The sequence below is a fragment of the Streptomyces sp. NPDC015130 genome, assembly GCF_043080005.1.
Lineage (GTDB): Bacteria > Actinomycetota > Actinomycetes > Streptomycetales > Streptomycetaceae > Streptomyces.
On the sequence record NZ_JBIBVC010000015.1, the window covers coordinates 71,971 to 98,048 of the forward strand.

Annotated in this window: 25 protein-coding genes and 1 pseudogene; 8 read left to right on the top strand and 18 right to left on the bottom strand. The window is 73.7% G+C overall.

Translation table 11 applies throughout. The features are described from left to right. The first annotated feature begins 42 nt into the window (after nt 1–42). Nucleotides 43–2,163, top strand: a complete 2,121-nt coding sequence (gene glgX, locus ACF08F_RS27600; protein ID WP_392301211.1) for a glycogen debranching protein GlgX — start codon at nt 43–45, stop codon at nt 2,161–2,163. Here the strand turns inward: glgX and ACF08F_RS27605 are convergent. After that, nucleotides 2,132–3,370: an MFS transporter gene (locus ACF08F_RS27605; RefSeq protein WP_392301322.1), complete on the bottom strand. Its 1,239-nt coding sequence runs from the start codon at nt 3,368–3,370 to the stop codon at nt 2,132–2,134. The genes glgX and ACF08F_RS27605 overlap by 32 nt on opposite strands. A 90-nt stretch (nt 3,371–3,460) precedes the next feature. Here ACF08F_RS27605 and treY point away from each other — a divergent pair, with 90 nt between their 5' ends. Beyond that, nucleotides 3,461–5,806, top strand: coding sequence for a malto-oligosyltrehalose synthase (treY, locus tag ACF08F_RS27610; RefSeq protein ID WP_392301212.1), 2,346 nt, complete (start codon nt 3,461–3,463; stop codon nt 5,804–5,806). Nucleotides 5,807–5,862: 56 nt separating this feature from the next. On the opposite strand, the gene ACF08F_RS27615 is transcribed toward treY, so the two are convergent. The 3 genes from ACF08F_RS27615 to ACF08F_RS27625 form a co-directional block, all read right to left on the bottom strand. After that, the gene (locus ACF08F_RS27615; protein ID WP_392301213.1) at nt 5,863–6,354 is read right to left on the bottom strand and encodes a hypothetical protein; all 492 of its coding nucleotides are present in this window, start codon (nt 6,352–6,354) and stop codon (nt 5,863–5,865) included. A gap of 96 nt (nt 6,355–6,450) precedes the next feature. Further along, the gene (locus tag ACF08F_RS27620; protein ID WP_392301214.1) at nt 6,451–7,593 is read right to left on the bottom strand and encodes a cytochrome P450; all 1,143 of its coding nucleotides are present in this window, start codon (nt 7,591–7,593) and stop codon (nt 6,451–6,453) included. A 372-nt stretch (nt 7,594–7,965) separates the two neighbouring features. Further along, nucleotides 7,966–8,514 (bottom strand): FHA domain-containing protein, encoded by a 549-nt coding sequence (locus tag ACF08F_RS27625; RefSeq protein WP_392301215.1) that lies wholly within the window; start codon nt 8,512–8,514, stop codon nt 7,966–7,968. Nucleotides 8,515–8,769: 255 nt separating this feature from the next. Between ACF08F_RS27625 and ACF08F_RS27630 the strand changes: the two genes are divergently transcribed. Continuing rightward, a complete protein-coding gene (locus ACF08F_RS27630; protein WP_392301323.1) occupies nt 8,770–9,687 on the top strand; it encodes a GNAT family N-acetyltransferase in 918 nt (305 codons plus the stop codon). A 61-nt stretch (nt 9,688–9,748) separates the two neighbouring features. Continuing rightward, nucleotides 9,749–11,500 (top strand): malto-oligosyltrehalose trehalohydrolase, encoded by a 1,752-nt coding sequence (treZ, locus tag ACF08F_RS27635; protein WP_392301324.1) that lies wholly within the window; start codon nt 9,749–9,751, stop codon nt 11,498–11,500. Nucleotides 11,501–11,525: 25 nt separating this feature from the next. On the opposite strand, the gene ACF08F_RS27640 is transcribed toward treZ, so the two are convergent. From ACF08F_RS27640 to ACF08F_RS27655, 4 genes are all read right to left on the bottom strand, one after another. Beyond that, on the bottom strand, nt 11,526–12,674 hold the full coding sequence (locus ACF08F_RS27640) for an aminopeptidase P family protein (RefSeq protein ID WP_392301216.1): 1,149 nt from the start codon (nt 12,672–12,674) through the stop codon (nt 11,526–11,528). Between the two features lie 77 nt (nt 12,675–12,751). After that, nucleotides 12,752–13,711 (bottom strand): hypothetical protein, encoded by a 960-nt coding sequence (locus ACF08F_RS27645; protein WP_392301217.1) that lies wholly within the window; start codon nt 13,709–13,711, stop codon nt 12,752–12,754. A gap of 49 nt (nt 13,712–13,760) precedes the next feature. Beyond that, nucleotides 13,761–14,699 carry a LysR family transcriptional regulator gene (locus ACF08F_RS27650; protein ID WP_392301218.1) on the bottom strand — a complete coding sequence of 313 codons (939 nt, stop codon included), beginning with the start codon at nt 14,697–14,699 and terminating at the stop codon, nt 13,761–13,763. Nucleotides 14,700–14,707: 8 nt separating this feature from the next. Further along, on the bottom strand, nt 14,708–15,256 hold the full coding sequence (locus ACF08F_RS27655; protein WP_392301219.1) for a tetratricopeptide repeat protein: 549 nt from the start codon (nt 15,254–15,256) through the stop codon (nt 14,708–14,710). 96 nt (nt 15,257–15,352) lie between these two features. Here ACF08F_RS27655 and ACF08F_RS27660 point away from each other — a divergent pair, with 96 nt between their 5' ends. Continuing rightward, nucleotides 15,353–16,090 (top strand): hypothetical protein, encoded by a 738-nt coding sequence (locus tag ACF08F_RS27660; protein ID WP_392301220.1) that lies wholly within the window; start codon nt 15,353–15,355, stop codon nt 16,088–16,090. 19 nt (nt 16,091–16,109) lie between these two features. Here ACF08F_RS27660 and ACF08F_RS27665 read toward each other — a convergent pair whose 3' ends face one another. Together ACF08F_RS27665 and ACF08F_RS27670 are read right to left on the bottom strand one after the other, a co-directional pair. Beyond that, nucleotides 16,110–16,634, bottom strand: coding sequence for a YcxB family protein (locus tag ACF08F_RS27665; RefSeq protein ID WP_392301221.1), 525 nt, complete (start codon nt 16,632–16,634; stop codon nt 16,110–16,112). 22 nt (nt 16,635–16,656) lie between these two features. Next, complete coding sequence (locus ACF08F_RS27670) at nt 16,657–17,295, bottom strand: nucleoside/nucleotide kinase family protein (protein WP_392301222.1); 639 nt, start codon at nt 17,293–17,295, stop codon at nt 16,657–16,659. Nucleotides 17,296–17,464: 169 nt separating this feature from the next. On the opposite strand from ACF08F_RS27670, the gene ACF08F_RS27675 reads away from it, so the two are divergent. The 3 genes from ACF08F_RS27675 (at nt 17,465) to ACF08F_RS27685 (ending at nt 21,166) form a co-directional block, all read left to right on the top strand. Next, complete coding sequence (locus ACF08F_RS27675; protein ID WP_392301223.1) at nt 17,465–17,899, top strand: VOC family protein; 435 nt, start codon at nt 17,465–17,467, stop codon at nt 17,897–17,899. A 280-nt stretch (nt 17,900–18,179) separates the two neighbouring features. Beyond that, nucleotides 18,180–20,198, top strand: coding sequence for an elongation factor G (gene fusA, locus ACF08F_RS27680; RefSeq protein ID WP_392301224.1), 2,019 nt, complete (start codon nt 18,180–18,182; stop codon nt 20,196–20,198). 182 nt (nt 20,199–20,380) lie between these two features. After that, on the top strand, nt 20,381–21,166 hold the full coding sequence (locus tag ACF08F_RS27685; RefSeq protein WP_392301225.1) for an SDR family NAD(P)-dependent oxidoreductase: 786 nt from the start codon (nt 20,381–20,383) through the stop codon (nt 21,164–21,166). A gap of 5 nt (nt 21,167–21,171) precedes the next feature. Here the strand turns inward: ACF08F_RS27685 and ACF08F_RS27690 are convergent, their stop codons facing one another. The 8 genes and pseudogenes from ACF08F_RS27690 to msrB all read right to left on the bottom strand — a co-directional run bounded on the left by ACF08F_RS27690 (nt 21,172) and on the right by msrB (nt 26,074). Further along, nucleotides 21,172–21,645 (bottom strand): SUKH-3 domain-containing protein, encoded by a 474-nt coding sequence (locus tag ACF08F_RS27690; RefSeq protein WP_392301226.1) that lies wholly within the window; start codon nt 21,643–21,645, stop codon nt 21,172–21,174. A 36-nt stretch (nt 21,646–21,681) separates the two neighbouring features. Then, nucleotides 21,682–22,587 carry an SUKH-3 domain-containing protein gene (locus ACF08F_RS27695; protein ID WP_392301227.1) on the bottom strand — a complete coding sequence of 302 codons (906 nt, stop codon included), beginning with the start codon at nt 22,585–22,587 and terminating at the stop codon, nt 21,682–21,684. Further along, nucleotides 22,584–22,979: a YwqJ-related putative deaminase gene (locus ACF08F_RS27700; RefSeq protein ID WP_392301228.1), complete on the bottom strand. Its 396-nt coding sequence runs from the start codon at nt 22,977–22,979 to the stop codon at nt 22,584–22,586. Before ACF08F_RS27700 ends, ACF08F_RS27695 begins: the two co-directional genes overlap by 4 nt. Further along, a complete protein-coding gene (locus tag ACF08F_RS27705; protein ID WP_392301229.1) occupies nt 22,972–23,265 on the bottom strand; it encodes an SUKH-3 domain-containing protein in 294 nt (97 codons plus the stop codon). Before ACF08F_RS27705 ends, ACF08F_RS27700 begins: the two co-directional genes overlap by 8 nt. Before the next feature lie 37 nt (nt 23,266–23,302). Continuing rightward, nucleotides 23,303–23,767, bottom strand: a complete 465-nt coding sequence (locus ACF08F_RS27710; protein WP_392301325.1) for an SUKH-3 domain-containing protein — start codon at nt 23,765–23,767, stop codon at nt 23,303–23,305. A gap of 19 nt (nt 23,768–23,786) precedes the next feature. Continuing rightward, nucleotides 23,787–24,383: a YwqJ-related putative deaminase gene (locus ACF08F_RS27715; protein ID WP_392301326.1), complete on the bottom strand. Its 597-nt coding sequence runs from the start codon at nt 24,381–24,383 to the stop codon at nt 23,787–23,789. 129 nt (nt 24,384–24,512) lie between these two features. Next, nucleotides 24,513–25,583 (bottom strand): annotated as a pseudogene (locus tag ACF08F_RS27720) (type IV secretion protein Rhs); the annotation flags it as partial. An 80-nt stretch (nt 25,584–25,663) separates the two neighbouring features. After that, the gene (gene msrB, locus ACF08F_RS27725; protein ID WP_392301230.1) at nt 25,664–26,074 is read right to left on the bottom strand and encodes a peptide-methionine (R)-S-oxide reductase MsrB; all 411 of its coding nucleotides are present in this window, start codon (nt 26,072–26,074) and stop codon (nt 25,664–25,666) included. Nucleotides 26,075–26,078 lie beyond the last annotated feature (4 nt).

Sequence of the window (26,078 nt, forward strand, 5' to 3'; positions counted from 1 at the left end):
GAACATCCCCCAAACCCGGACAGAAGAGGAAGAGTCGAATCCATGCAGGTCTGGCCGGGACAGGCGTACCCCTTGGGCGCCACCTATGACGGAGCGGGCACCAACTTCGCGGTCTTCTCGGAGGCCGCCCACAGGATCGAGCTGTGCCTGCTCCACGACGACGGCTCGGAGACGGCGGTGGAGCTGCGCGAGACGGACGCCTTCGTCCGGCACGCCTATCTGCCGGGCGTGATGCCGGGGCAGCGGTACGGCTTTCGGGTCCACGGCCCGTACGCCCCCGAGCGCGGGCTCCGCTGCAACGCGGCGAAGCTGCTGCTCGACCCCTACGCGCGGGCGGTGTCGGGCCGGATCCGCTGGGGCGAGGCGGTGTACGGCTATCCCTTCGGGCGGCCGGACGCGCGCAACGACCTCGACTCCGCCCCGGACACGATGACCTCGGTCGTGGTCAATCCGTACTTCGACTGGGGCGACGACCGGCGCCCGCGCACCGAGTACCACCACACGGTGATCTACGAGGCCCATGTGAAGGGCCTGACGATGCTCCACCCGGACCTTCCGGAGGAGCTGCGCGGTACGTACGCGGGGCTGGCGCACCCCTCCGTCATCGGTCATCTCAAGGAACTCGGCGTCACGGCGCTGGAGCTGATGCCCGTCCACCAGTTCGTGAACGACCACCGGCTGGTGGACGCGGGGCTCGCGAACTACTGGGGCTACAACACGATCGGCTTCTTCGCCCCGCACAACGCCTACGCGTCCTGGGGCGACCGGGGCCAGCAGGTCCTGGAGTTCAAGTCGGCGGTCCGGGCGCTGCACCAGGCGGGCATCGAGGTCATCCTCGACGTGGTCTACAACCACACCGCCGAGGGCAACCACCTGGGTCCGACGCTCTCCTTCCGGGGCCTGGACAACCCCTCGTACTACCGGCTGTCGAACGATCCCCGGTACTACACGGACACGACGGGCACGGGGAACTCGCTGCTCATGCGCTCCCCGCACGTGCTCCAGCTCATCATGGACAGCCTCCGGTACTGGGTGACCGAGATGCACGTGGACGGCTTCCGCTTCGACCTGGCGGCCACCCTGGCCCGGCAGTTCCACGAGGTGGACCGGCTGTCCTCGTTCTTCGACCTCGTGCAGCAGGACCCGGTGGTGAGCCAGGTGAAGCTGATCGCCGAGCCCTGGGACGTGGGCGAGGGCGGCTACCAGGTGGGCAACTTCCCGCCGCTGTGGACCGAGTGGAACGGCAAGTACCGTGACTGCGTACGGGACTTGTGGCGGGGCGAGCCGCGGACGCTCGCGGAGTTCGCGTCCCGCCTGACGGGCTCCTCGGACCTCTACCAGGACGACGGCCGCCGCCCCCTCGCCTCGGTCAACTTCGTGACCTGCCACGACGGTTTCACGCTGCGCGACCTCGTCTCGTACAACGAGAAGCACAACGAGGCGAACGGCGAGGGCAACCGGGACGGCGAGGGCTACAACCGCTCGTGGAACTGCGGCGAGGAGGGCGAGACGGAGGACGTCGGCATCACCGAGCTGCGCGCCCGGCAGATGCGCAACTTCCTCGCCACGCTGATGCTTTCGCAGGGCGTGCCGATGCTGAGCCACGGCGACGAGTTCGGGCGGACGCAGGGCGGCAACAACAACGCGTACTGCCAGGACAACGAGGTGTCCTGGGTGCGCTGGCCGAAGGAGAACAGCGAGGCGGAGGGCACGCTGCTGCGCTTCACCCGCTCGATGGTGCGGCTGCGCCGGGAGCACCCGGTCTTCCGGCGTCGCCGCTTCTTCCACGGGCGGCCGGTGGAGGGCACTCACGACGAGCTGACCGACATCGCCTGGTTCACGCCCGAGGGCGAGGAGATGACATCGAGGGACTGGCAGGCGGCGCACGCCCAGGCGCTGACGGTCTTCCTCAACGGCAACGCCATCTCGGAACCGGGGACGCAGGGCGAGCGGATCGCCGACGACTCCTTCCTGCTGATGTTCAACGCCTCCGCGAAGGAGCTGGAGTTCGTGGTGCCGGACAGCCACGGCCGCTACTGGCGGACGGTGGTGGACACCTCCGACCCGGAGGGCATGCCGCCGCAGGAGGGGCCGGAGCTCGCGGGCGGCGAGCGGGTGACGCTGGCGCCGCTCAGCCTGACCGTTCTACGCCGGCCGGCCTGAGCTCCCGCACCGGAACCACGGGAGCCGTCACCCGCACCGACCAGGCCAGCGCGGCGCAGGCCACGGCCGCCCCCACCGCCACCGCGAAGGCGGCGGGGGCGCCGTGGCTCTCGGCGAGGCGGCCGGAGACGGCGAGGGCGAGGGCCTGGCCCGCGACGATCCCGCTGGTGAGGAAGGCCATGGACTCGCCGAGCCGGGCGGCCGGCACGGTCCGCTCGGTGAGCCCGAAGACCGTGATCAGGTGCGGGGCGTAGGCGGCGCCGAGGACGATGACGACCGCGTACAGCGCGCCGAGCGAGCCGACGAGGAACAGGGGCACGGAGAGGACGACGAGGGCGACGGTGGCCGCGCGCCAGCGGGTGGTGAGCCCGATACGGGCGGGCACGGCGGCGAGGGAGAGGCCGACGGCGGCGCTCATCACGCCCATCGCCGCGTAGACGAGTCCGGCCTGGGCGGGCGCGCCGAGCTCCTCGGTGAGCGCGGTGATCCCGGCCTGGGAGGCGCCGAACATCGCGCCCTGGAGCACCATCGCGCCGCGCAGCGCGTACGCGGACCGGGGCAGCCGCGCCCGCTCGGCCGCGTCCGTACGGGTGACCCGGCCCGGGTCCGGGGCGGTGACCCGGGCGGTGGGGTGGAGGGCGAAGGCGGAGCCGCAGACGGCGAGCAGGAGCGCGGCCGTCAGGAGCGCGGCGGCGGGGTGGGCGAGGGCGGCGGCGAGCCCGACGAGGGCCGGGCCGAGGACGAAGGACACCTCGTCGAGGGTGCCTTCGAAGGAGAGGATCGCGCCGACGGTCCGTTCGTCGTGGCCGCCGGAGCGGCGGGCGAGGGCCACCGCGCGGGTCCGGGCGAGCGGCCCGATCTGGGGGACGGTGGCGCCGGCGAACGCACCGGACAGCATCAGCCAGCCGGTGCCCGCGTGGGCGAGCGCGGCGAGGACGAGGACGAGGACGGCGACCGCGTTCGCGAGGGAGGCGGCGAGGACGACCCCGCGCTGGCCGTGCCGGTCGGCGAGGCGGCCGATGACCGGTCCCGCGACGGTCTGTCCTGCGGCGAGCGCGCCGCCGGCGAGCCCCGCCGTGGCGAGGGAGCCGCTGGTCTCGGCGACCAGGAGGAGGCTGCCGAGCTGACACATGGCGGTGGGCAGCCGGCCGAGGAAGGAGATCACCGGCAGGGCCGGGCCGAGCAGGGAGAGCGTGTCGCGATACATCCGGAGCATCACGCGACCGTAACGCGATGCACACGAACGAGTGCATAGGGCGATGACACAGAAGGCCTCGCGCGGGGTACGTACGTTCGCATGACCTCCTCCTCGGCCCCTTCCGCGCTCCCCACCGCCACCTATCGGCTCCAGCTCCAGCCGGAGTTCCCGTTCGCCGCCGCCGAGCGGGCCGTGCCGCACCTGGCCGGGCTCGGGGTCTCGCACCTGCACCTCTCCCCCGTCCTGGAGGCGGTGCCCGGCTCGACCCACGGCTACGACGTCACCGACCACCGCTCCGTCCGGGCCGAGCTCGGCGGCGAGGACGGCCTGCGGGCCCTGGCGGCGACCGCGCGGGCCCACGGCCTCGGCCTGGTCGTGGACCTGGTCCCCAACCACATGGCGGCCTCCCCCCGGCACAACCACGCGCTGCGGTCGGTGCTCCGCGAGGGCCCGGACTCGCCGTACGCCCGCTGGTTCGACGTCGACTGGGCGGCCGGGGACGGCCGGCTGCTGCTGCCGGTGCTGCCCGCGCGGCTCCCCGAGGTGCGCGACCGGCTGCGGGTCTCGGACGGGGCGCTGCACCTCGACGGGCAGGACTTCCCGCTGCGGGCCGGCACGGGGGGGCTGCCGCTCGACGAGCTGCTGGACGCCCAGTGGTACCGCCTCGCCTGGTGGCGGCTGGCCCGCACCGAGCTCAACTACCGGCGCTTCTTCACCATTTCGGAGCTGATCGGGGTGCGGGTGGAGGACCCCGAGGTGTTCGCGGCGACCCACGCGAAGATCGTGGAGCTGGTGGCGGACGGGGTGGTCGAGGGGCTGCGCATCGACCATCCGGACGGGCTCGCGGACCCGCAGGGGTACCTGGAGGACCTGGCGGCGGCGACCGGCGGGCGCTGCTGGACGGTGGTGGAGAAGATCCTCACGGGGACGGAGCCGCTGCCCGCCGCCTGGCCGGTCGCGGGCACCACGGGGTACGACGCGCTCCGCCAGGTCGAGGGAGTCCTCACCGATCCGGTGGGCGCCGACGAACTCGCCGACGTCTACCGTGAGTTCACGGGCTCTGCCGGGGACCGGGGCGGCCGGTGGGAGGCGACCGCGCGGCGCGCCGCGTACGAGGTGGTGACGCACGACCTGGCCGCCGAGACGGCCGCGCTGACCCGGATCGCGCAACGGATCTGCGCGGCCGACCCGGCGCTGCGGGACCACGCGCCCTGGGCCGTGCGGACGGCCGTCCGGGAGCTGCTCGTCCGTGTGCCGGTCTACCGGACCTACCGGACGGGCGGCGAGGAGGTGCTGACCCCGGCGGCGGCCCGGGGCGCGAAGGCCGCGTTCGCCGTGCCGGAGGAGGCCTCCGCGGTCGACCTCGTACGGGACCTGGCGCTCGGCTCGCTGGGGGACGGTCCGGAACACCGGGCGTTCCGGGCGCGGTTCGCGCAGACCTCCTCGGCGCTGCGGGCCAAGTCCGTGGAGGACACGGCCTTCTACCGGTACACGCCGTTGCTCTCGGCGAACGAGGTGGGCGGGGACGCGGGGCGTCCGGCGGTGTCCGTGGACGACTTCCACGCGTACTGCCTGCGGATCGCCCGGGACTGGCCGGCCACCGGGACCGTGCTGTCCACGCACGACACCAAGCGCAGCGCGGACGTGCGGGCCGCGATCGCGGTGCTCGCCCAGTGCCCGGAGGTGTGGGCGGCGCTCCTGACGGAGGTCTCGGGGGTCCCGGCGCCCGATCCGCACCTGGCGTGGACGGCCTGGCAGACGGCCTTCGGCTTCGGCGCGCCGGACGCGGAGCGGCTCGGCCCGGCGGTCCTCAAGTCCGTGCGGGAGGCGGGCCTCCGGACGAGCTGGACCGAGCCGGACGCGGCGTACGAGCGGGCGGTGGCCGAGTTCACGGCGACCGGGCCCGGCCGGATCCCGCTGCGGTCGGCCTCGGAGGCGGCCTTCGCCCTCGAACCGCACATCCGGGCCCACGCGCTGGGCGCGGCGCTCGTGCAGCTGACGATGCCGGGCGTGCCGGAGCTGTACCAGAACACGGAGCGGGAGTACCGGGCGCTCGTCGACCCGGACAACCGGGCCCCGTTCGCGCCGGGCCCGGACGACGACCGGACGGCCCTGGTCCGGGCGGCGCTGGGGCTGCGCCGGGAGCGCCCGGAGGCCTTCGGCCCGGGCGGCGCGTACGCGCCGCTGACGGCGAGCGGCCCCGCCGCCGCGCACTGCCTGGCCTTCGCCCGCTCCGGCGCGGTGGTGACGGCGGTGACCCGACTCTCCCTGCGGCTCGCGGAGGCGGGCGGCTGGCAGGACACCGAGCTGGTCCTGCCGGACGGCCGCTGGGCCGATCTTCTCGACGGCGTAAGGGAGTTCACCGGTGGCCCGGCGACGGAGCTCAAGCTCGCGGAGCTCTTCGCGGACCGTCCGGTGGCCCTGCTCGCCCGGCTGGACGACTGAGCGCCCCGGAGTCCGGGAGCGCTCGGTCGATCAGAAGCGGGCGGTCAAGGGGGAGATCAGAAGCGGGAGACGCGCGAGACCTCGCACTCGGTGTACTCGGAGCCGTCGCCGGTGCCGATGTACGGGGTCTTCACCTCGACGCTCTGGGAGGCGCCCGCCGCGACCGCGATCCCGGCCTCGAAGGCGGTCCGCGGGGTGACGCTGCCGCCCGCGGCGCCCTTGAACTTCATGCTGACGCTGTAGTCGTAGTCCATCGAGCCGTCGTTCTTCACGGTGATCCGCGCGACGAGGTTCTTGGTCGCCGAGTCGTACTTGCACTCGTCGATGGTCACGTCGCGGATCGCCTTGTCGGCGCTGGAGGAGCCGCCGGACACGGAACCGCCGGAGGTGCTGCCGCCGTCGTTGTCGCTGTGGTTGCTGCCGCTGGAGCTGCCGGAGCTGCCGCTGCTGCTGCCGCCACAGCTGGCGCCGTTCGAGCCGCGGGCACCGGTCAGGGCGACGACGGCGACGGCAGCGACGGCAATGAACCGGACATGACGCTTATTCATGTTTCAATCCCCGTGGAAAGTGGTACAGAAGTAGGGCTCTTTTGACGAGCGCACGTCACCCTAGCAGCGGTACCGGACCCCTCGTTCCACCCCGGATCAGCCGCCGGGGCGGACGATCAGGCTGCGCGGGGCCCGGGTGATGAGGCCGGTGGCGTCGGGCCGGAAGCCGTCGGCGAGGCGCAGCCGGGGCATCGCCGAGAAGAGCGCGCGCAGGGCGTACTCGGCCTCCAGACCGGCGAGCAGCACCGCGGGGCAGAAGCCGCTGCCGTACGTGAGCTGGCCCGGGTCGTCGCGGAACGGGTCGAAGCGGTCGGGTTCGCGGAAGCGCTCCGGGTCACGGCCGGCGGAGCCGACGAGCAGGGCGACGGACGCGCCCGCCGGGACGGTGCCGCCGCTGACCGCCACCTCGGCGCGGGTGCGGCGCACGGCGATCTGCACGGGCGGGTCGCGGCGCAGCGACTCGGTCCAGGCGCGGGCCACGAGTGCGGTGGGGGCGTCGCGGAGGGCGGCGACCTGGTCGGGGTCGGCGAGGACGTTGCCGAGGAAGGAGGCGAGCGCCTTCTCGCGTACGGCGATCTGGCCGCCGCACTCCCCGGCGAGTGCCCCGGCGGCCCGGCCGCGGACGAGCCGCATCATGTCGCGGTAGGGCACGCCGACCGCGGCGGCGACGGTCCCGGCGGGCAGCCAGTGGCAGAAGTCGGCGACGAGGTCGGCCTGCGGGCGTTCGGCGATCCGACGGGCGAGGACGTACGCCGTGCGCTCGGTGACGGATCTCAACTCGGCCATGTCGACGTCGACGTGGGCCCGGGAGCAGGGCGGGTCGCCCGGCCGGTGCCCGTGCGTGAAGCGGCTGTCCGTGAGGGCGGCGGCGACGTCCGCGTACCGGCTGAGGACCCAGGCGCGCAGCAGCGGGTCGTACGTGAGCGGGAACTCCTCGCGCAGGGTCCGGTGGATCGCGTGCGGGTCGCGCGTGGCTCCGGGGTCGAGCGGGCTCGGTGCGACCGTCCGCCCGGTGGGCGCGAAGGGACCGCCGGGTGCGGCGGTCCGCTCGGCGACGGTCCGCACGCGGCCCGCGGTGGTGCCCCGCGCGGGGGCCGGGCCGGACGGCACGGTCGGGATCGCGGCGGAGGCCGCGCCCGGGACCATGGACGGCAGTCGCGTCCAGGGGTCCCCTGACTCCTGGGGCCGGGCGTCCCGTATGCCCCGGTCCGGTGCTCCGCGGTTCGGCTCGTCGCTCATCGCGCCCCCTGTCGATCGGCGGTGGGTGCCGCGGCCGGAGAAGTGTGGCGCGCGTCTCCTCACCCCATCACCGGGTGGCCCGCACGGCGCGCCACATACCGCCGAACGGGTGAAGGGAGACGGGCGGTGACGTGCGGGGACGCGAGGCGGTGCGTGGGGTCGGCGCGGAGGCGCGGCGCGCGCGGTGTCAGCGCGGAGGGCGGCGGGGCGTCGGCACGGAGGCGCGGTGTCGGCACGGAGGCGCGGTGTCGGCACGGAGGCGCGGTGTCGGCACGGAGGCGCGGTGTCGGCACGGAGGCGCGGCGGGGCGTCAGCGCGGGGTCGGCCCGGTGCGGTGCGCGGGGGCGGCCCCGCGCCGGTTCGTGGTGCCGGTCAGCCGTGGGAGAGGCGGAAGGTCATCTGGCCGAAGCCGACGACGTCCCCGGGCCGTACGACGACCGCGCCGGTGACCCGGCGCCCGTTGACGGTCGTCCCGTTCGTCGAGCCGAGGTCGCGCAGCACCCACATCCCGCTCTGGTGGGAGAGCTCCGCGTGCAGCCGGGACGCGGTCTCGTGGCTGAGCCGCAGGCCGTTGACCGGGTCGCGGCCGATCCGCAGCGGATGCGGGCCGGGGAGCGGCATCAGCAGCTTCGGCAGCCGCTCCGCGCGCCAGGCACGGCCGAGCCGCGCCGTGAACGCGGACATGCGCTCGACCGCGCCGACGACCCGCTTGGACCAGGCGCCCTCGGTCCGCAGGTCGGCGACGAGCAGGTCGAGCTCGTCCGGCCGGCGGGCCTGGAGCGCGCGCTCCATCCGGTAGAGGAAGGTGTCGTGCGAGAGGCGTCCCTGCGCGGCGCCCTCACGGAGCAGCCCGAGCGCACGGTCCCGCTCGGCGTCCGTCAGCCGAGGGGTGTTCGCCGGAAGCTCGAAAGGGGTCGTCACAAAGTGATTGTCGGCCTGTCGGGCCCGAAGTGTCCAGAAGGGCCTCCGACCTGGGAACTCCGTGCCGGTCCGGCAAGATCGCTGCTACGGTCTGCGGTCACCGCACCAGAGATCCCCAGGGGGAACCACGACGTGACCGCGTCTTCTTCCCGCACCACCCGAACCACCGTTCGTGACACCGCTTCTGACGCCGCTCCCGGCAGCACCGCTCCGGACCTCGTCATACGCCCGCTCGCCGGGCCCGGGGAACTCGACCTGTTCCTCCGCCTCACGTACTCGCTCGACCACGAGCTGGCGGACGACCTCGCCACCGGCCGCCGCCTCCCCGAGTGGATGTGGGTGGCGCTCGACGGCGACCGACTCCTCGGCCGCATCGCCTGGTGGACGAACAAGGCGGGCGCCGAACCGCTGGCGCTCGACTTCTTCGACCTCGCCCCGGAACTCGCCGAGGAGGAGCGCGCCGACATCAGCCTGCGGCTCCTGGAGACCGCGGCGGCCTCGGTCGTCCCGGCGGGGAAGCAGCGCCCGGAGTTCGGCCGCTTCATGCCGGCGGACTGGCGCGAGGTCCCGGAGACCCGGTCCGTCCTGGAGTCGCTCTTCGACGTCCTGGAGCGCTCGGGCGCGCGCCCGCTCGTCGAGCGGCTCCGTCTGGAGTGGCGCCCCGGCACGCCCGTGCCGGAGCCGACGGGCCGTCTGGAGTTCCGGCCGGTCCGGGACCGCGAGGACCTGGTCGCGCTGATGACGCCCGTCATGGAGGGCACCCTCGACGCGCACGGCCAGGCCGACCTGGCGTCCGGGCTCTCGGCCCGCGAGGCGGCGGAGCTGCACTACGACGAGGAGTTCGCGCACTACACCTCGCCCCGCGAGTGGTGGCAGGTGGCGCAGCTGCCGGAGACGGGCGAGCCCGTCGGCTTCGTCGTCCCCGCCCGGAACAACTACCACCACACCATCGCCTACATCGGCGTGCTGCCCGCCCACCGCGGCCACGGCTACATCGACGACATCCTGGCGGAGGGCACCCGGATCCTCGCGGCCACGGACGTGCCCCGGATCAGGGCGGCGACGGACCTGGGGAACGTACCGATGGCGGCGTCCTTCGGCCGGACGGGTTACGTCACCTTCGAGCGGGCGATCAACTACGTGTGGGACGCGCCGGGCGAGTCGGGGTCCTGACTGCCAGGATGGACGCGGTAGTCAGTCGTTGAGTGGTGGAACCGTCGACGAGGGGATGCGCGTGCTCTTCGAGGTGTGGGCGCCGAGCGCCCGGGACCAGGTCACGCTGGAGCTGAACGGCACGGGACACGCCCTGGAGCGGGACGCCGAGCGGGACGGCTGGTGGACCGGGGTCGTCCCCGCCGAGGACGGCGACCGCTACGGCTTCGCCCTCGACGGCGGGCACGTCCTGCCGGACCCGCGCTCGCGCCGGATGCCCGACGGGCCCGACGGCCTGAGCGCGGTCGTCGACCACTCCTCGTACTCCTGGCGGCACGAGTCCCCGCGGCTGCGGCTGCGCAGCGCGGTCCTCTACGAGCTGCACGTCGGCACCTTCACCCCCGAGGGGACGCTCGACGCGGCGACGGCGCGCCTCGGGGAGCTCGCCGGCCTCGGCGTCACCCATGTGGAGCTGATGCCGCTGTGCCCGTTCCCCGGGGTCCGGGGCTGGGGGTACGACGGGGTGGCGCCGTGGGCGGTCCACGAGCCGTACGGCGGGCCCATGGCCCTCAAGCGGTTCGTGGACGCGGCGCACGGTCTCGGCATGGGCGTGGTCCTCGACGTGGTGCACAACCACCTGGGCCCGTCCGGCAACCATCTCCCCTTCTTCGGGCCGTACTTCACCGAGACGCACCACACGCCGTGGGGCGCGGCGGTGAACCTGGACGCGCCGGGTTCGGACGAGGTCCGTGCGTACTTCCTGGGGAGCGCGCTCGCCTGGCTGCGGGACTACCGGATCGACGGGCTGCGGCTCGACGCGGTGCACGCGCTCGCCGACACCCGGGCGCTGACCTTCCTCGAAGAACTCTCCTCCGCCGTGGACGAGTTGGCGAAGGAGCAGGGCCGCCAGCACTTCCTGATCGCCGAGTCCGACCTCGCCGACCCGCGGACGACGACCCCGCGCACGCTCGGCGGCCTCGGTGTCCACGCCCAGTGGAACGACGACTTCCACCACGCGCTGCACACGGCCCTCACCGGTGAGTCCCAGGGCTATTACGGGGACTTCGCGCGGGCCCCGATGGCGGCGCTCGCCAAGACCCTGACGCACGTCTTCTTCCACGACGGCACGTACTCGACCTTCCGGGGCCGCCGGCACGGCCGCCCGGTGGACCGCGAACGCACCCCCGCCCACCGCTTCCTGGGGTACGCGCAGACCCACGACCAGATCGGCAACCGGGCGCTGGGCGACCGCCTCTCGGCCTCCCTCTCCCCCGGTCTGCTCGCCTGCGCGGCGACGCTCGTCCTGACCGGGCCCTCCGTGCCGATGCTCTTCATGGGCGAGGAGTGGGGGGCGAAGACGCCCTGGCAGTACTTCACCGACCACACCGACCCGGAGCTCGCGGAGGCCGTACGGCGCGGCAGGCGGCGGGAGTTCGCGGCGCACGGCTGGGCCGAGAACGAGGTCCCCGACCCGCAGGAGCCGGCCACCCGCGACCGCTCGGTGCTGGACCGCGCGGAGCGGGAGCGGGACCCGCACAAGCACCTGCTGACCTGGCACCGCCAGCTCATCGCCCTCCGCAGGACCCTGCCCGACCTGACGGACCCGGACCTGGGGGGCGTGAAGGTCGCCTTCGACGAGGAGGCCCGCTGGCTGGTCTTCCGCCGGGGCGACCTGCGGGTCGCGGTCAACCTGGGCGGGGAGCCGGCGGTGATCCCCCTCGGCTCGAACGGCCGCGACCGGGTCCTCGCGGCCTGGGAGCCGGTCGAGGCCCCGGGCGCGGACGGGGTCCTGCGCCTCCCGGGCGAGTCGGTGGTCGTCCTGACGGACGGCTGACCGGCGCCCGGGAGGGTTCCGGGACCTACTCGACGATCGCCATCTCGTGCGGGGTGTTGTTGAAGCGGCGCCCCGCGCCGTCCTCCGTCGCCGTCACGATGTCCTCGATGCGGACGCCGAAGCGGCCCGGGAGGTAGACGCCCGGTTCGATCGAGAAGCACATGCCGGGGACGATCGGCAGCTCCTCGCCCTCGATCATGTACGGCGGCTCGTGCGTCGTGACGCCGATGCCGTGGCCCGTGCGGTGGATGAAGTACTCGCCGTAGCCGGCGTCCTTGATGACCTTGCGGGCCGCGCGGTCGACCTCCTGGCAGGCGACGCCGGGGCGGACCGCCTCGAAGCCGGCCTGCTGGGCCTCGCGCACGAGGTCGTGGACGCGCCGCTCCTCGTCGGTCGGCTCGCCGACGTGGACGGTACGGGTGGTGTCGGAGCCGTAGCCGTGCTTGAGGCCGCCGAAGTCCAGGACGACCATGTCGCCGTGCTCGATGGTCCGGTCGCCCGCCTCGTGGTGCGGGTTGGCACCGTTGGGGCCCGAGCCGACGACGGTGAAGTCGACCTGGGAGTGGCCGAAGCGCATGAGGAGCGCGGCGAGGTCGGCGGCGACGTCGGTCTCCTTGCGCCCGGCGAAGCGGACCTTGAGGATCTCGCCGTACGCCTGGTCGGCCGCGGCCCCGGCCGCCGCGATCCGTGCGAGCTCGTGCGCGTCCTTGACACCGCGGAGCATGGGCAGGGCCTCGGTGAGGGAGACGTACGCGGTGCCGGGGAGTGCGTGCTGGAGGCCGAGCAGGTGCATGGCCCAGGCGTTGTCGCTGACGCCGAACCGGCCGTCGACATCCAGCAGCGGGGCGGTGACGGCGTACGGGTCCTTGCCGTCCGTCCAGTCGCGCAGCGTCAGCGCCGCCGCCCCCGTCGCCCGCTCCGCGTCGGGCGCCTCCAGGGTGGGGACGACGAGGACCGGGTCCTGGCCGGCGGCGAGGACGAGGACGGTGAGCCGTTCGGTGATCGCGGTCGGCTGGTAGCCGGTGAGGTACACGAGGTCGGGGCCGGGCGCGACGAGCACGCCCGCGAGCCCGGCGTCCGCCGCGGACTCGGCCGCGCGGGCCATCCGGGCCCGGTAGTCGTCCGCGGTGAAGGGCGTGACCTCTTCGGCGGATGCGTGGGGGGTGCTCGGCATGAGGGGGCTCCTTCGCGGCGGCTGCGGCGGCGTCGACGTACAGCATCCTGCCCCCGGGCGCGCCCCGACGCGACCGCTCAGCGGCGGTCCGGGCCCTGCGCGATGAGCCGCTCCAGCAGTTCCTGGAAGTCGTCGCCGACGACGATCCGCAGCTCGCCGCAGTCCGCGTCGTGCTCGCTGAGCTGGGTGAGCGTGCCGCCGCGCCACCAGAAGACGTACGGGCTGATGGCCCCCGGCGTGTCCTCGTACGCGGAGGCGGCGAAGGAGGCCATCGCGCCGAGCGCGGGGACGGTCGAGGTGTCCCGGATGGGGTGGAAGGCGAGCTGGTGGCGGAAGGGCAGGGCGACGAGCGCGCCGTGCTCGCCGAGCGGCAGCCCGGTGACGCGCCGGGCCACGCCGTCCAGGTCGAGGACCCGGCTCGCGGTGTAGAAGGAGTCGCCGAGGATGATCTCGAAGCACATGCCGTCGGCGTCCCGGACGGTCTCGTGCTCCTCCACGGGCAGCCCGCGCAGATTGCGCAGCGCCCGGTCGCGGAGCTGTGCGTGGTCGCCGAGCCGGTCCAGGGCCTCGTCGGTGAGCATCATGACGCTCTCCGGAAGATCGAGGGCGAGAACCTCGTACAGCCCGGGGGCGACGGTCCTGGCGTACCCGAAGGCGCCGGCGTCGATGCCGTCGCCGCTGACGACCCGGGGGTAGAGCTGGGACCGGATCTGTTCGGGAGGGAGGGTCTCCAGGGCGGACGGGCCCTCCATCGCCCGTACGACCAGGTCGACGTGACGGTGGATCAGCTCGGGCCAGACGCGTGTGCCGCGGCGGTCCTGGTGGCAGACGGCGGCGAGGTTGCCGAGGCCGAACCGCCGCTTGCGGTCGTCGACGACGTGGTCCGCGTAGACGGAGACCTCCAGGCCCAGCTCGGCGAAGGTGGAGCGGACCCGGCCGCGGAAGAGCGCCGCCTCCCGCTCCGAGAAGTACGCGAACTCGGGATCCCTCGGCGCGTCCTCGCCGTCCCTCTTGGGTCCTCGCCGTAGCCAGCCCACGTCAGCCCGCCTTCCGTCGCCGTTGCGCACAGGGTAGCGAGTGCGGGTGTCAGCTCTTGAGCCGTCGCGCGAACTCGGCCGCCGGGCCGTCGGGTTCGCCGGGCCCGTCGGGTTCGCCGGGCCGGTCGGGCCCGCGCCGCCCGTCAGGCCCGGGCGGCCGTTCGGGCCCCGGGAGGAGGAGTTCGGTGCGGTGGACGAGCCGGGGCGCGGCCAGCGGGACGGCCGCGGCTCCCGGGACGCCGGTGGCCACGGGGAGCGGCAGCAGCGCGAGACCGTGCCCGGCGGCGGCGAGGGCGGCGAGGGTGCGGGTGTCGGTGCCCTCGTAGCGCAGGGCCGTGCGGAAGCCCCGGCCGGCCGGTCCGGCGTGGACCTCCCGGAGCCGGCCGAGGGGGACGCCGGCGGCGGGCGCGTCGAGCCAGCGGGCGTCCACGAGGTCGTCGAGCCGGAGCCCGGCGCGCCCGGCGAGCGGATGGCCGGCGGGCAGCACGACGGCAAGCGGCTCCTCGGCGACGCCCGTCGCGGTGAGCGGCGCGACGTCGGGCAGCCGCAGCGGGTCGCTGGGCGCGGCGATCCCGTCGACGAGCCCGGCGTCGGCCTCTCCGGTGGCGACGGCCTCGGCCACCCGCTCGCGGGGCAGGGCGCGCAGGGTGACCCCGGTGGCGGGCAGGGCGGCGAGGACACGGGGGTGCAGGGCGAGCGGGGACGCGGCGACGCTCAGGGTCGTGCGGGGCGCGGCGGCGAACCGTCCGAGGTCGGCACGGGCCGCGTCGATGCGCAGGAGCAGCGCTCCGGCGTGTTCGAGGAGCCGCCGCCCGGCGGGGGTGGGGGCGACGGGCCGCCGGCCGAGCAGCGGCAGCCCGAGGTCGGTCTCCAGTGCGGCGATGTGCTGGGAGACTGCCGACTGCGTGTACCCCAGCTCGCGGGCGGCCTCGGAGAAGGAGGCGAGCCGGGCGACGGTGACGTACGTACGGAGGAGGTGCGGGTCCACGGAGCCGCTCAGGAGCCGTCGGGGGCGGTGAGGAGGGCGCGGGCGTAGTGGGCGAGCGAGCGGTTGTAGCGGGGCAGCAGCGGCGCGAGGGCGCCGAGGGCGAGGGAGGCGGCCTCGCGGTCGCGGCCGGTGTCGGCGAGGGCGAGGGCCAGGAAGGCGTCGACGGCGCCCGAGAGCGCGAGCTCGTCGGCGTCGAGCCGCTCGGCGGGGATGTCGCGCTCGGCGGTGAGGAGTTCGACGCTGCGGTCGGGCCGGCCGAGGTTGCGGAGGCTGCTGGCGAGCTGGACGACGGCCCGGCGGCGGCGCAGCCCGGTGAGGCCGTGGTCGAGGGCGCGCTCGTAGAGGCGGACGGCCTCCGCGGGCTGTCCGGTGGAGTCGTGGGCGGCGCCCAGCTCGAAGAGGGCCGCGGGGTCGTCCTCGGCCCGCTCGGCGGCGAGGGCGGCGACGGCGGCGCGGAAGTCGGCGGGCTCGTGCTCGTCGAGGCGCTCCCAGAGCGCGGCGACCCGCAGCTCCCACTCCCGGACCGGGTCCTGTCCTGCCGTGTGATCAGTCGTCATACGGTCACCCTATCGACGGCGGCATAAGCATTTCTGATGGAGTGTGCACGAATCATCGTTGGACGTGAACAAGGGGCGCCGACCAGCATGGCCGTCATGAACACCATCACCTCCCGCCCCGCCCCCCGCATCGCCCTGGTCGGCGACCGTTCCCCGCACGTCAGGTCGCATGTCCGCGTCCCCGTCCTCCTCGACGCCCTCGCCGAACGGGACGGCCTCGCGCTCGACGCGTACTGGATCCCGACCGGCGACGCGGAGGCGCCCGGAGCCGTGCGCGGCTTCGACGCGGTGTGGGTGCTGCCGGGAAGCCCGTACGCGAGCGAGGCGGGGGCGCTGGCCGCGATCCGTACGGCCCGTGAGGACGGCATCCCCTTCCTCGGCACCTGCGGCGGCTTCCAGCACGCCCTGCTGGAGTACGCGCGGAACGTCTGCGGCCTGTCCCGCGCCGCGCACGCCGAGAACGACCCGGCGGCCGACTCCGGCGACCTGCTGATCGCGCCGCTCGCCTGCTCGCTCGTCGGCCACGAGGGCGTCGTCCGGGTCACCCCCGGCTCGCTCGCCGAGCGGGCCCTCGGGGCGGAGCGGACCACCGAGCGGTACCACTGCGACTACGGACCGGACAGCCGTCGCCTCGACGCGCTGCGCGCCCACGGCCTGCGGTTCACGGGCGCCGACGAGGAGGGCGGGGTCCGCGTCGCGGAACTCCCCGGGCACCCCTTCTTCCTGGCGACCCTCTTCCAGCCGGAGCTCGCGGGCGACGGCACCCGCCCGCACCCCCTGATCCGCGCGCTGGCGACGGCGGCGGTGCGGCACGCGGGACGCGACACGCCCTGAGCGCCCCTCCGAGCAGGGCTCAGACGCGGGGCAGGTGGCGGCCGACGAGGTCGAGGAGGCGCTCCGCGTCCTCCCGGGAGCGCAGCCCGCGCTTGGGCAGCACCTCCACGAGCTGGATGCTCCGGTCGCGCCCGAGGAGCACCACGTGGTCGCGGGTCTCCCGGTAGCCGCGGAAGACCGGCCAGCGCTGGAGCAGCGAGGCGTGCTCGGTCTCGGTCGCGCTCCCGCTCTCGCTCACGGTGGTCCGGTGGTTCCCCTGCCCCGCGACCACGCGCAGCACCTGCCGGGCCTGGAGGTGGGGTGTCGCCCAGCTCAGCGCGGCGCAGAGGGCGACGAGCGCGGTCAGCACGGTGAGCGTCCCCTGCGCGACGATCGTCAGCAGGGCGGCGCCGCCCAGCAGGACCGTGAAGCCCCACCGCACGACGTGGAGGCGGCGCAGGCGCTCGCGCACGAGGACGCCCGTGAGGATGTCGGCCCGGGTCGGCCGGTACTCCAGCTCGACCGTGTCGCCCTGGCTGCCGTCCCGCCCCGCGTTCATGACCATGGAACGGGATCGTACTGTTCCGTCAGGTCATGCTCACGACCAGGTGCGCGCGCTCCCGACTCCGCGCCACCAGACGGGCGTTGACCTCGTCCGAGTCGTGGACCCAACGCTCGGCCGTCGCCCGTTCCCTGCCGAAGCGGACGTGTCGCTCGACGAGCCGGGGGACGCGGCGGCGGTCGTCCAGGTCCAGGTACCAGGCCTCGTCGAGGAGGGGCAGGACGGCGGCCCAGGCGCCCTCGTCGTGCAGGAGGTAGTTGCCCTCGGTGACGACGAGCGGGACCTCGGGCGGGACGGCCACGGAGCCGGCGATCGGCTCCTCCAGGGAGCGGTCGAAGGCGGGGGCGTAGACGGTGGTGCCCGGTTCGGGGGCGCGCAGCCGGGTGAGGAGCGCTGCGTACCCGGCGGCGTCGAAGGTGTCGGGCGCGCCCTTCCGCCCGGCCCGGCCGAGGCGCTCCAGCTCGGCCTGCGCGAGGTGGAAGCCGTCCATCGGGACGAGCACGGCGAGTCCGTCGAGGCGGGCGACGAGCCGCGCCGCCAGCGTGGACTTCCCGGCGCCCGGCGGGCCCGCGAGCCCGAGTATCCGCCGCCGGCGCGGGCCGGGGCCCGGCTCGGCGAGGGCCCGCGCCCGGGCCGCGAGCCGGTCGAAGCTCCGCACGTCCATGCGGGGCATTGTCGCACCCCTCGCCACCCCTCCCCCGGACCCTCGTCCGGACCCCGCCGGACCCTCCCCGGCCCCTCGTCCGGACCCTCCTCCCGACGAGGGTCGTACCTGCGACGACGCGGGTTGACGCGAGTAGATTCCTACCGCTTCCACGTATTACGTTGGGGTTATGCCGTCCATCGCACTCGTCACCCTCGTCGTCCGTGAATACGACGAGGCCATCGCCTTCTTCGCCGACGCCCTCGGCTTTGAACTCGTCGAGGACACCGACCGGGGCGACGGCAGTCGCTGGGTCGTCGTCCGCCCGCGCGGCGCGGCGGGCGTCGGCGGACTCGGCAACGCCGGCCTGCTCCTGGCCCGTGCCAAGAACGAGGCCGAGGCGGCCTCGGTCGGCAACCAGACGGGCGGCCGGGTCGGCTTCTTCCTCCACACCGAGGACTTCGCCCGCGACCACGCCCGGATGACCGCGGCGGGTGTCGTCTTCAAGGAGGAGCCGCGCCACGAGCCGTACGGCTCGGTCGTCGTCTTCGAGGACCTCTACGGCAACCGCTGGGACCTCCTCCAGCCCGCCGAGGCCACCACCGCCGCTCCCGTCTCCGCGTAAAAACCGCTGTCGCACCCGCGGTTCGTCTCCCTACACTCGCGTCTCGGCGCACCGGTCGGTGCGCCGAGAGACGTCCGTCCGAGGGGAGAAGACCGTGCGCAGCCACCGTGCCGTCGCCGTGTCGCCCTCCCGTGCCCGGTACGACGTGATCCTCGCCTCTCCCCCCGGCCGGTGGCGGCTGCGCGCCCGCCATCGCCGACCCGTGACGTCCTGATCCCTTCTCGATCCGTCCGGGAATCGCGCTGCCCTGTCTCCACGCAGCAGCGAAAGGCACGACACCGTGCGTACCCACCTCACCGACCGCGTCCGCAACCTCGGCATCCTCGCCCACGTCGACGCGGGCAAGACCACCGTCACCGAGCGGATCCTCTTCCTCACCGGCGCCACCCACAAGCGCGGTGAGGTCCACGACGGGACGACCGTCACCGACTTCGACCCGCAGGAGCGGGACCGGGGCATCACGATCTTCGCCGCGGCCGTCAGCTGCGACTGGACGGGCCACCGGATCAATCTGATCGACACCCCGGGGCACGTCGACTTCTCCGACGAGGTCGAGCGTTCGCTGCGCGTCCTCGACGGCGCCGTCGCCGTCTTCGACGCCGTCGCGGGCGTCGAACCGCAGAGCGAGACGGTGTGGCGGCAGGCGGACCGGCACGGTGTCCCGCGCCTCGCGTTCGTGAACAAGCTGGACCGCGCGGGCGCGGAGCTCGACGGCGCCGTGGAGTCGATCCGTACGCGCCTCGGCACCGTCCCGCTCCCCGTCCAGCTCCCGATCGGACGCGAGGACGGCTTCACCGGCGTCGTGGACCTGGTCCGGATGCGGGCGTACGTGTGGGCCGACGGCGCCGACACGTACACCGACGAACCGGTCCCCGACGGGCTCCTGGACGAGGCCCGGCACCGCAGGCGACTCCTGGAGGAGGCGGTGGCGGAGCTGCATCCGGGCGCCCTGGAGGAGTTCTGCGGCGAGGGCTCGCTCTCGGCGGAGACCCTCACGGGGGCGCTCCGGGACCTCACCCTCACCGGCGAGGCCGTGGTCGTGCTCTGCGGCTCGGCCTACCGCAACCGGGGCGTCGAACCGCTCCTCGACGCCGTCGTCGCGTACCTCCCGGCTCCGTCCGACATGCCTCCGGTCCGCGGCGGGGCGGCGGCGGACCCGGCGGCGCCGTTCACCGCGCTCGCGTTCAAGGTGAGCGCGACGGCCACCGGCCGCATGACCTACGTCCGCGTCTACGCGGGCACGCTCACGAAGGGGGGCACCGTGCTCGACACCACCACCGGCCGCACCGAGCGGATCTCCCGCATCCTGCGCGTCCAGGCCGACCGGACGACGGAGCTGGAGACGGCGCGCGCCGGCGACATCGTCGCGGTCGTCGGCCCGAAGACGGCCCGGCCGGGCGCGACGCTCTGCGCCCCGGACGCGCCGATCGTCCTCGAACCGCCGACGACCGCCGCCCCGGTGGTCTCGGTCGCGGTCGAGGCCCGCCGGAGCACGGACACCGGCCGGCTGGCGACGGCCCTCGCCCGGCTCTCCGAGGAGGACCCGTCGCTGGTCGTGCGGTCCGACCCGGAGACGGGCCAGACCGTGCTGTCGGGGCTCGGCGAACTGCACCTGGAGGTCGCGGTGGAGAAGCTGCGGCGCGACCGCGGTCTTGAGGTCACGGTGGGCCGTCCGCAGGTCGCGTACCGGGAGACGGTGGCGAAGGGCGTCACCGGCCTGCTGTACCGCCATGTCAAACAGGACGGCGGCGCGGGCCAGTTCGCCCATGTCGTCATCGACGTCGAACCGGCCGGTGAGGAGCAGGACTTCGCCTTCGCCTCCTCGGTCACGGGCGGGCGCGTGCCGCAGGAGTACGTCCGCGCGGTCGAGGCCGGCTGCCGGGACGCCCTCGTCGAGGGCCCGCTCGGCGGCCACCCGGTGACGGGTGTCCGGGTCACGCTCACGGACGGCGCGACGCATCCGAAGGACTCCTCGGAGATGGCGTTCCGCACGGCGGGCCGCTTCGCCCTGCGCGAGGCGCTCCGCGCGAGCGCGATGACGCTCCTGGAGCCGGTGGCCGAGGTGACGGTCACCGTCCCGGCGGAGTCGGTCGGCGCGGTCCTCGGCGACCTCGCGGCCCGCCGGGGCCGGGTGACGGACCAGACGACCCGCTCCGGTACGGCGGTGGTGTCGGCGACGGTCCCGCTGGCCGAACTCTTCGGCTACGCGTCCCGGCTGCGCGGCCGCACCCAGGGCCGGGGCACGTTCACGACCCGCCCGGCGGGTTACGCCCCGGCGCCTCGGGGGCAGGTCGGCTGAGTGAACGGTGTCCGGTCCGTGGCGAGCCCACGGACCGGACACCGCTGAACCGGCCTGGTTCACGAGCCCGTTCGCGATCCCTCGCACCGCCGGACCGAACCGCGTCTGCCAGGATGCGTGTACCCGCCCTCCACCGCACACGGAGGGGCCGGTGCACGCACGACGCGAGGAGCGCAGAACTGATGAGCACGACGCCCGGCGGGTATCTCTCCGACCTCTTCTCCCTCGAAGGCCGCACCGCCCTCGTCACCGGCGGCAGCTCCGGCATCGGCCGGGCCGTCGCCGGGGCACTGGCCCGGGCCGGGGCGCGGGTCGTGGTCCTCGCCCGCAGGAAGGAGGAGCTCGTCGCGACGGTGGACGAGCTGACGGCCGACGGCTGCCGGGCCGCGTGGGTGAGCGCCGACCTGAGCACCCGTGAGGGGATCAGGGCCGGGGCGGAGGCGGCGGCGGCCGTCTTCGGTGAGCCCGACATCCTGGTCAACTCGGCGGGCGTCAACCTCCGTCCGCCCTTCGGCGAGCTGGACGAGGAGGTGTGGGACACGACGATGACCGTGAACCTGGAGGCGCCGTTCCTGCTCGGCCGGCGCTTCGGTCCCGGCATGGCCGAGCGGGGCTTCGGCCGGATCATCCACGTCACCTCGCAGCAGGCGCACCGCGCGTTCGTGCAGAGCGGTGCGTACGGGGTCTCCAAGGGCGCCCTGGAGTCGCTGGCCCGCTCGCAGGCGGAGGCGTGGTCGCCGTACGGCGTCACGGCCAACACCCTGGTCCCGGGCTTCGTCATGACCCCGCTCAACCGGCGGCTCTCCTCCGACCCGGAGAAGGTGGCGGCCCTGGCGGCCCGGACGATGGTCGGCCGCAACGGCCTCGCCGAGGACTTCGCGGGTGCGGCGGTCTTCCTGGCGAGCGCCTCCTCGGCGTACGTCACGGGCCAGGCGCTCTTCGTGGACGGCGGCTTCTCCGTCCACTGACCCGGTCAGACGTGGAAGTCCTCGGCGTCCTGCATGGGGGCCTGGGAGTAGCCGATCATGGCCTCGTGTTTGCCGGTGCCCATGTAGTAGTTGCCGGTGTGGTGCATGCAGAAGAACCGGCCCTGCTCGTCCATGACGATCACCTCGCCCTCCGAGGAGTCCCAGCCCACCGGGAAGAGCCGCACGCCCAGGTCGCGGCTCAGCTCCGCGATGTCCTCGGAGGTGCAGTGCCAGACGATGGCCGGCGTGAGGTGCAGGTGGTCCTCGCGGCGCGCGTCGATGGTCACGCGAAGCCCCAGGTGCTCGGCGAGGAAGTCCGTGGCGGCGGCGAAGGGCTCCAGCGGAAACCCGTCGCTCCGGGTCTGCCCGACGATCTCCGCCACGATCGCGGGGACCTGGTCCGCCACGTCGCGGCCGGGAGACCAGCCGTACGCGGCGAACCAGGCGTCGACGTCCGCGGGGACGCGAAGACGGGGCACAGGGGGCTCCTTTCGGACGCGAGGGGCGGCAGGCCTTCAGGCGCTGACCGGAGCCCCCGACCAGGCGGCGAAGGACCGGGCGCAGCTCTCCAGGGACGTCGCCGTGGGGCCCGCGGAGGCGGACAGGCCGGCCGCGAGGTCCAGGGCGGGGGCCTCGGCCGGGTTGCCCACCGTCACGGTGCACTCCACCGTGGCGGACGGCCCCTCCGTGCCGGGCGGGACGGAGACCGTCAGGGTCAGTTCGCAGCCGGCCGCGCGGGCGCCCGCGGCGTCGAGACGCCCGGTCATCGCCGCGATCAGCAGCTCGGCGCCGGCGTCCAGGGAGCCCGGGCCGAGCGGGAAGTCCTCGTCGACGGCCACGACGCCGATCCCCCGCAGAGTGGTGGCCCGCAGGTGCAGCGCGCGACCGCTGTACACGCCCGCGCTGTGCAGGACGTAGACGGCGACGAGCGCGGCCCGTACGGCGGCGCCGAGATCGGCGGGCCCGTCGGGCAGCGGGAAGCTCCAGCGGGGTGCGCGGAGTCGCCTCGGCGCGATGCCCTCCGCGAGCGCGGTGAGGCCGTCGCGGACGGTCTCACCGAGGAGCCAGGGCCCACCGGTTCCGAGCATCAGCAGTCGGCCGTGCTCGTCGACCGCGAGCGGCGCGTCCGTGTCCGTACGGCCGAGGGGGAAGAGGCGTACGCCGAGGGAGTCGGCGACCCGGTGCAGGGACGGGACGTCGAAGCGGGCTTCGCGGGGGTCGACGACGCTGCCGATGGCCGCGACGTCACGGCCACCGGTGTCGGCGGGGAGGACGGTGAGGCCGTGGAACTCGCGCACGGCCCGCTCGGCGGCGGGGAAGAGCCTCGCGCCGACCGCCACGGAGGTGAGGATCGCGAGCATGGCGGCCTCCCCGGCGTCGCGGTCCGGCTGCCACCCGGCCCGTGTCAGTACGCCGGTCATGCTTCGTCGTGGATGATCGTGATCCCCAGCCGGTCGAGGAGCGCCGAGCACGAGCGGCACACCTCGGCCTCGGTGCCGTGTTCGGGGTCGCCGTGCGGGCGGATCTTGCGCGCGACGATCGCGGCGCCCGCGAAGTGCGGGACGGCCTCGTCGAGGGTGACGGCACGGCCGTCGCCGCGCTTCCGGTCCCATCCGAGGAGTTCGTCGGAGACGAGCGCGGACTCGGCGCAGTACCCGATGAACGGCTCGCGCAGGGCGGCCGGCAGCCCGTCGAAGAACTCCTGGACGGCGGGGTGCAGCCGGGGCTCGCCGTCACCGGTCAGGTTGGTGTGGCTGGTGATCGTGCCGTGGATGAGCAGCGAGGCCGCCGTACCGGGAATCAGGTCAGACATAGAAGTCCTCCGCGTCCTGCATGGGACTGTCGTAGAGGCCGATCATCGCCTCGTGCTTGCCGGTGCCCATGGAGTAGTCACCGGTGTGGTGCATGCAGAAGAACCGGCCCCGCTCGTCGATGACGAACACCTCCGGGAACGGTACGACCGGGAACCCGCACCTCCGGCTCTCCTCGACGGCCTCCGCCACGAACGCCGACGCCTGCTCGACGGCGCTCCGGCCGGGTGACCAGCCGTTCTCCGCGAACCAGGCATCGACGTCCACGGCAACCTTGAGACGGGGCACAAGGGGCTCCTCACTGGCCTTCGAGGCGAGGACCGGGTCAGACAAAGTAGTCCTCCGCGTCCTGCATGGGGGCGTGGGCGAGGCTGATCATCGCCTCGTACTTGTCGGCGCCCATGTAGTAGGCGCCGGTGTGGTGCAGGTAGAAGAACCTGCCCCCCTCGTCGACCAGCACCGGGGACGAGTCCGAGCTGTCGAGGCCGACCGGGAAGAGCCGCACGCCGAGGTCGCGGCTCAGCTCGGCGACGTCGGCCGGAGCCGACCGGTAGCCCAGATACGGGGTGAAGTAGAGGTACTCCTCGCGGGGTTCGTCGATCGTCAGGCGGAGCCCGCCGTGTTCGGCGAGGAAGGCGGTCGCGGCCTCGAAGGGTTCCACCGGGAACCCTGCCTCCCGGTACTGCCCGGCGACTTCCTCGATCATCGCCGTCGCCTGCTCGGTCACGTCGCGGCCGGGGAGCCATCCGTGTTCTCCGAACCAGGCATCGACGTCCTCCCTGGTTTCCATGCGCGCCACGGGAACTCCTTCATCCGGTGTAGGCGGAGACACCCGCCATGTCCATTGCAATCTCGCACGATCGGCACGGCGGTTTGTACTCGCCGTGACCGAGGGGGTGCGGTTTGATCTGCTCGCCGATCTGCACGCTGTAGACCTGCGATCCCCGCATGGCCTCGCGGACGTCGTCGGCCGACCTGATCGAGGTGCCGTCGGGGTCGAGGCTCCGCAGCCGGTCCGAGACCAGATTGGCCTCCGCGCACTTGCCGTGTCCCGCGCCCGGATTCCTGCCCTCGCCCTCGATCTGCGCCTTGACGTCGTCGTAGATCGACTGCATCGCGGGGTGCAGGTCGGGGAGCTTCTGACCGGCGCCCTTGGTGGAGCTGGAGTGGCTCGTCACGGTTCCGTCGTGCAGAAGACTGCCGGAGCACGAACCGTCGAGGAGGTTCGTGCCCGGCGGGAAGTGGGTCTTGGCCAGGTCGATCTGGTGCTTGGGGTCGTTCGGGTTGTTCGGATCGGCCTTCCGCGCCTGGTCGGCGAGGTCGCGGGCCTCCTGGACGAGCGCCGCCCGCTGCTGTTCGGGCGTCAGGTGGCTGACGTCGAGCGGGTCCGTCCGGTGGTGCTTCATGCCGCCCGCCGAGCTGCCGTGCCAGGGCGGGGCCGGGGTGATGCGGTTGCCGCCGGGGTTGTTCCCGGAGCCGCCGTAGTGGCTTCCGCCGGGAGGGTTGCCGTTCCCGCCACCGCCACCCCCACCGGCGCCTCCGCCCCCGCCCTTCCCGCCGTTGTCGTGGTCGCCCTTGCGCTGGCGGGCGAAGCGGTCGCGGAGGTTGTCGTCGGTGTTCTTGTGGTCGACGGAGATCTGCTTGACGGCCTTGGGCAGCGTCTGGCCGACGTGATCGCCCATGTTCTTCGCGGCCTTGGTGAGGGCTTCGAGCGCCTTGTCGGCGATCGGGTCGATCGCGTCCGCGATCGAGTCGCGGCCCCGGGTCCGGCCGTGCGCGGTCTTCGCTTTCGTGAGCTTGCCCGCAGTCTTGCCGTGGATGCCCGCGGAGACGGAGTTGAGCTGGGTGGAGGCGTGGGTGTGCTCGGCGTGCTCGATGTGCAGGTTCTTCAGCCCGCCGCCCTTCGAACCGCCACCGCCCCCGCTGCCGGCCGAGGCCAGGTTCATGGCCTCCTTGCCGGACTGGACCCCTTCCTTGAAGCCCTCGTGCCCGGCGTCCTTCGTCTGGTCGAGGTCGACCCCGTCCTGCAGGCCGATCGCCACCGCGCCGAGCTGGACGACGAGATCGGCGGCCATGCCTTCGAGGGCGGCCACCGCCGGCTCGGTCATCGCGGCCACGACGTAGCCGACGGCCTCCTCCACGCACTCCTTGATCAGCCGCTTGATGACCTCTTGCGTGGCCCGCATCGACGCCGCGCCGATGAGCGCCGAGAGACCGCCCGTGACCGGGATCAGGGAGATCGCGATACCCGCCTCGGCCGCGAGATAGCCCAGCTGGACGAGTGCGGCGAGCTTCATGCCCTCGATCGCACCGGCCGCCGTGTCCAGGCCGCCCGCGACGGTCCGCGCCGCACCCGAGATGTCCTTCAGGTGCTTGGTCTTGATCTTCGCCCAGTGCTCGTTGAGCGCGTCCAGCGCCTCGCCCTCACCGGACGACAGCAGCCGCTCGAAGTGGTTGTTCGCGAGCTGCCCGTCGTCCTCCAGGTCCTCCGCGAACTCCCTGAGCGCGTCCGCCATCTCGCGGTACGCGTCCTCGTCGACGTTCGGCCAGGCCACGCCGATCAGGTCGAGAAGTGTGTCCGCCCAGTCCGGAACCGTGACTGCCACGTTCCCCCGCCCCCCGTTGAAGACTGTTTGCAATCCGCAATAGTCCTACCACAGGGGGTGGGTGACGAGGCGTCCGGGCGTCAGCCCTCGTCCGGCTCCAGGCGGAGCGAGATCGAGTTGATGCAGTACCGCTGGTCCGTCGGGGTGGGGTAGCCCTCGCCCTCGAAGACATGGCCCAGGTGCGAGCCGCAGCGCGAGCAGCGGACCTCGGTGCGGAGCATGCCGTGCGAGCGGTCCTCGATCAGCTCGACCGCCTTGGAGTCCTTGGGGTCGAAGAACGAGGGCCAGCCGCAGTGCGACTCGAACTTCTCGTTCGACGTGAACAGCTCCGCGCCGCAGGCCCGGCAGGCGTACACGCCCTTCGTCTTCGTGTCCGTGTACTCGCCGCGGAAGGCCGGCTCGGTGCCCGCCTGGCGCAGTACCTGGTACTCCGCCGGGCTGAGCTCCGCCCGCCACTGCTCGTCCGGCTTCTCGACCTCGTACGCCGCCATCAGA

Coding starts and splice junctions, on each gene's coding strand:
- ACF08F_RS27710 (WP_392301325.1), bottom strand. CDS start 23,767: ATGGAAACCAGGGAGGACGTCGATGCCTGGTTCGGAGAACACGGATGG.
- ACF08F_RS27670 (WP_392301222.1), bottom strand. CDS start 17,295: ATGGACGTGCGGAGCTTCGACCGGCTCGCGGCCCGGGCGCGGGCCCTC.
- ACF08F_RS27665 (WP_392301221.1), bottom strand. CDS start 16,634: ATGGTCATGAACGCGGGGCGGGACGGCAGCCAGGGCGACACGGTCGAG.
- ACF08F_RS27640 (WP_392301216.1), bottom strand. CDS start 12,674: ATGCCGAGCACCCCCCACGCATCCGCCGAAGAGGTCACGCCCTTCACC.
- ACF08F_RS27695 (WP_392301227.1), bottom strand. CDS start 22,587: ATGACCGGCGTACTGACACGGGCCGGGTGGCAGCCGGACCGCGACGCC.
- ACF08F_RS27655 (WP_392301219.1), bottom strand. CDS start 15,256: ATGACGACTGATCACACGGCAGGACAGGACCCGGTCCGGGAGTGGGAG.
- ACF08F_RS27615 (WP_392301213.1), bottom strand. CDS start 6,354: ATGAATAAGCGTCATGTCCGGTTCATTGCCGTCGCTGCCGTCGCCGTC.
- ACF08F_RS27685 (WP_392301225.1), top strand. CDS start 20,381: ATGAGCACGACGCCCGGCGGGTATCTCTCCGACCTCTTCTCCCTCGAA.
- ACF08F_RS27605 (WP_392301322.1), bottom strand. CDS start 3,370: ATGTATCGCGACACGCTCTCCCTGCTCGGCCCGGCCCTGCCGGTGATC.
- msrB (WP_392301230.1), bottom strand. CDS start 26,074: ATGGCGGCGTACGAGGTCGAGAAGCCGGACGAGCAGTGGCGGGCGGAG.
- ACF08F_RS27700 (WP_392301228.1), bottom strand. CDS start 22,979: ATGTCTGACCTGATTCCCGGTACGGCGGCCTCGCTGCTCATCCACGGC.
- treY (WP_392301212.1), top strand. CDS start 3,461: ATGACCTCCTCCTCGGCCCCTTCCGCGCTCCCCACCGCCACCTATCGG.
- ACF08F_RS27715 (WP_392301326.1), bottom strand. CDS start 24,383: ATGAAGCACCACCGGACGGACCCGCTCGACGTCAGCCACCTGACGCCC.
- ACF08F_RS27660 (WP_392301220.1), top strand. CDS start 15,353: ATGAACACCATCACCTCCCGCCCCGCCCCCCGCATCGCCCTGGTCGGC.
- ACF08F_RS27620 (WP_392301214.1), bottom strand. CDS start 7,593: ATGAGCGACGAGCCGAACCGCGGAGCACCGGACCGGGGCATACGGGAC.
- glgX (WP_392301211.1), top strand. CDS start 43: ATGCAGGTCTGGCCGGGACAGGCGTACCCCTTGGGCGCCACCTATGAC.
- ACF08F_RS27675 (WP_392301223.1), top strand. CDS start 17,465: ATGCCGTCCATCGCACTCGTCACCCTCGTCGTCCGTGAATACGACGAG.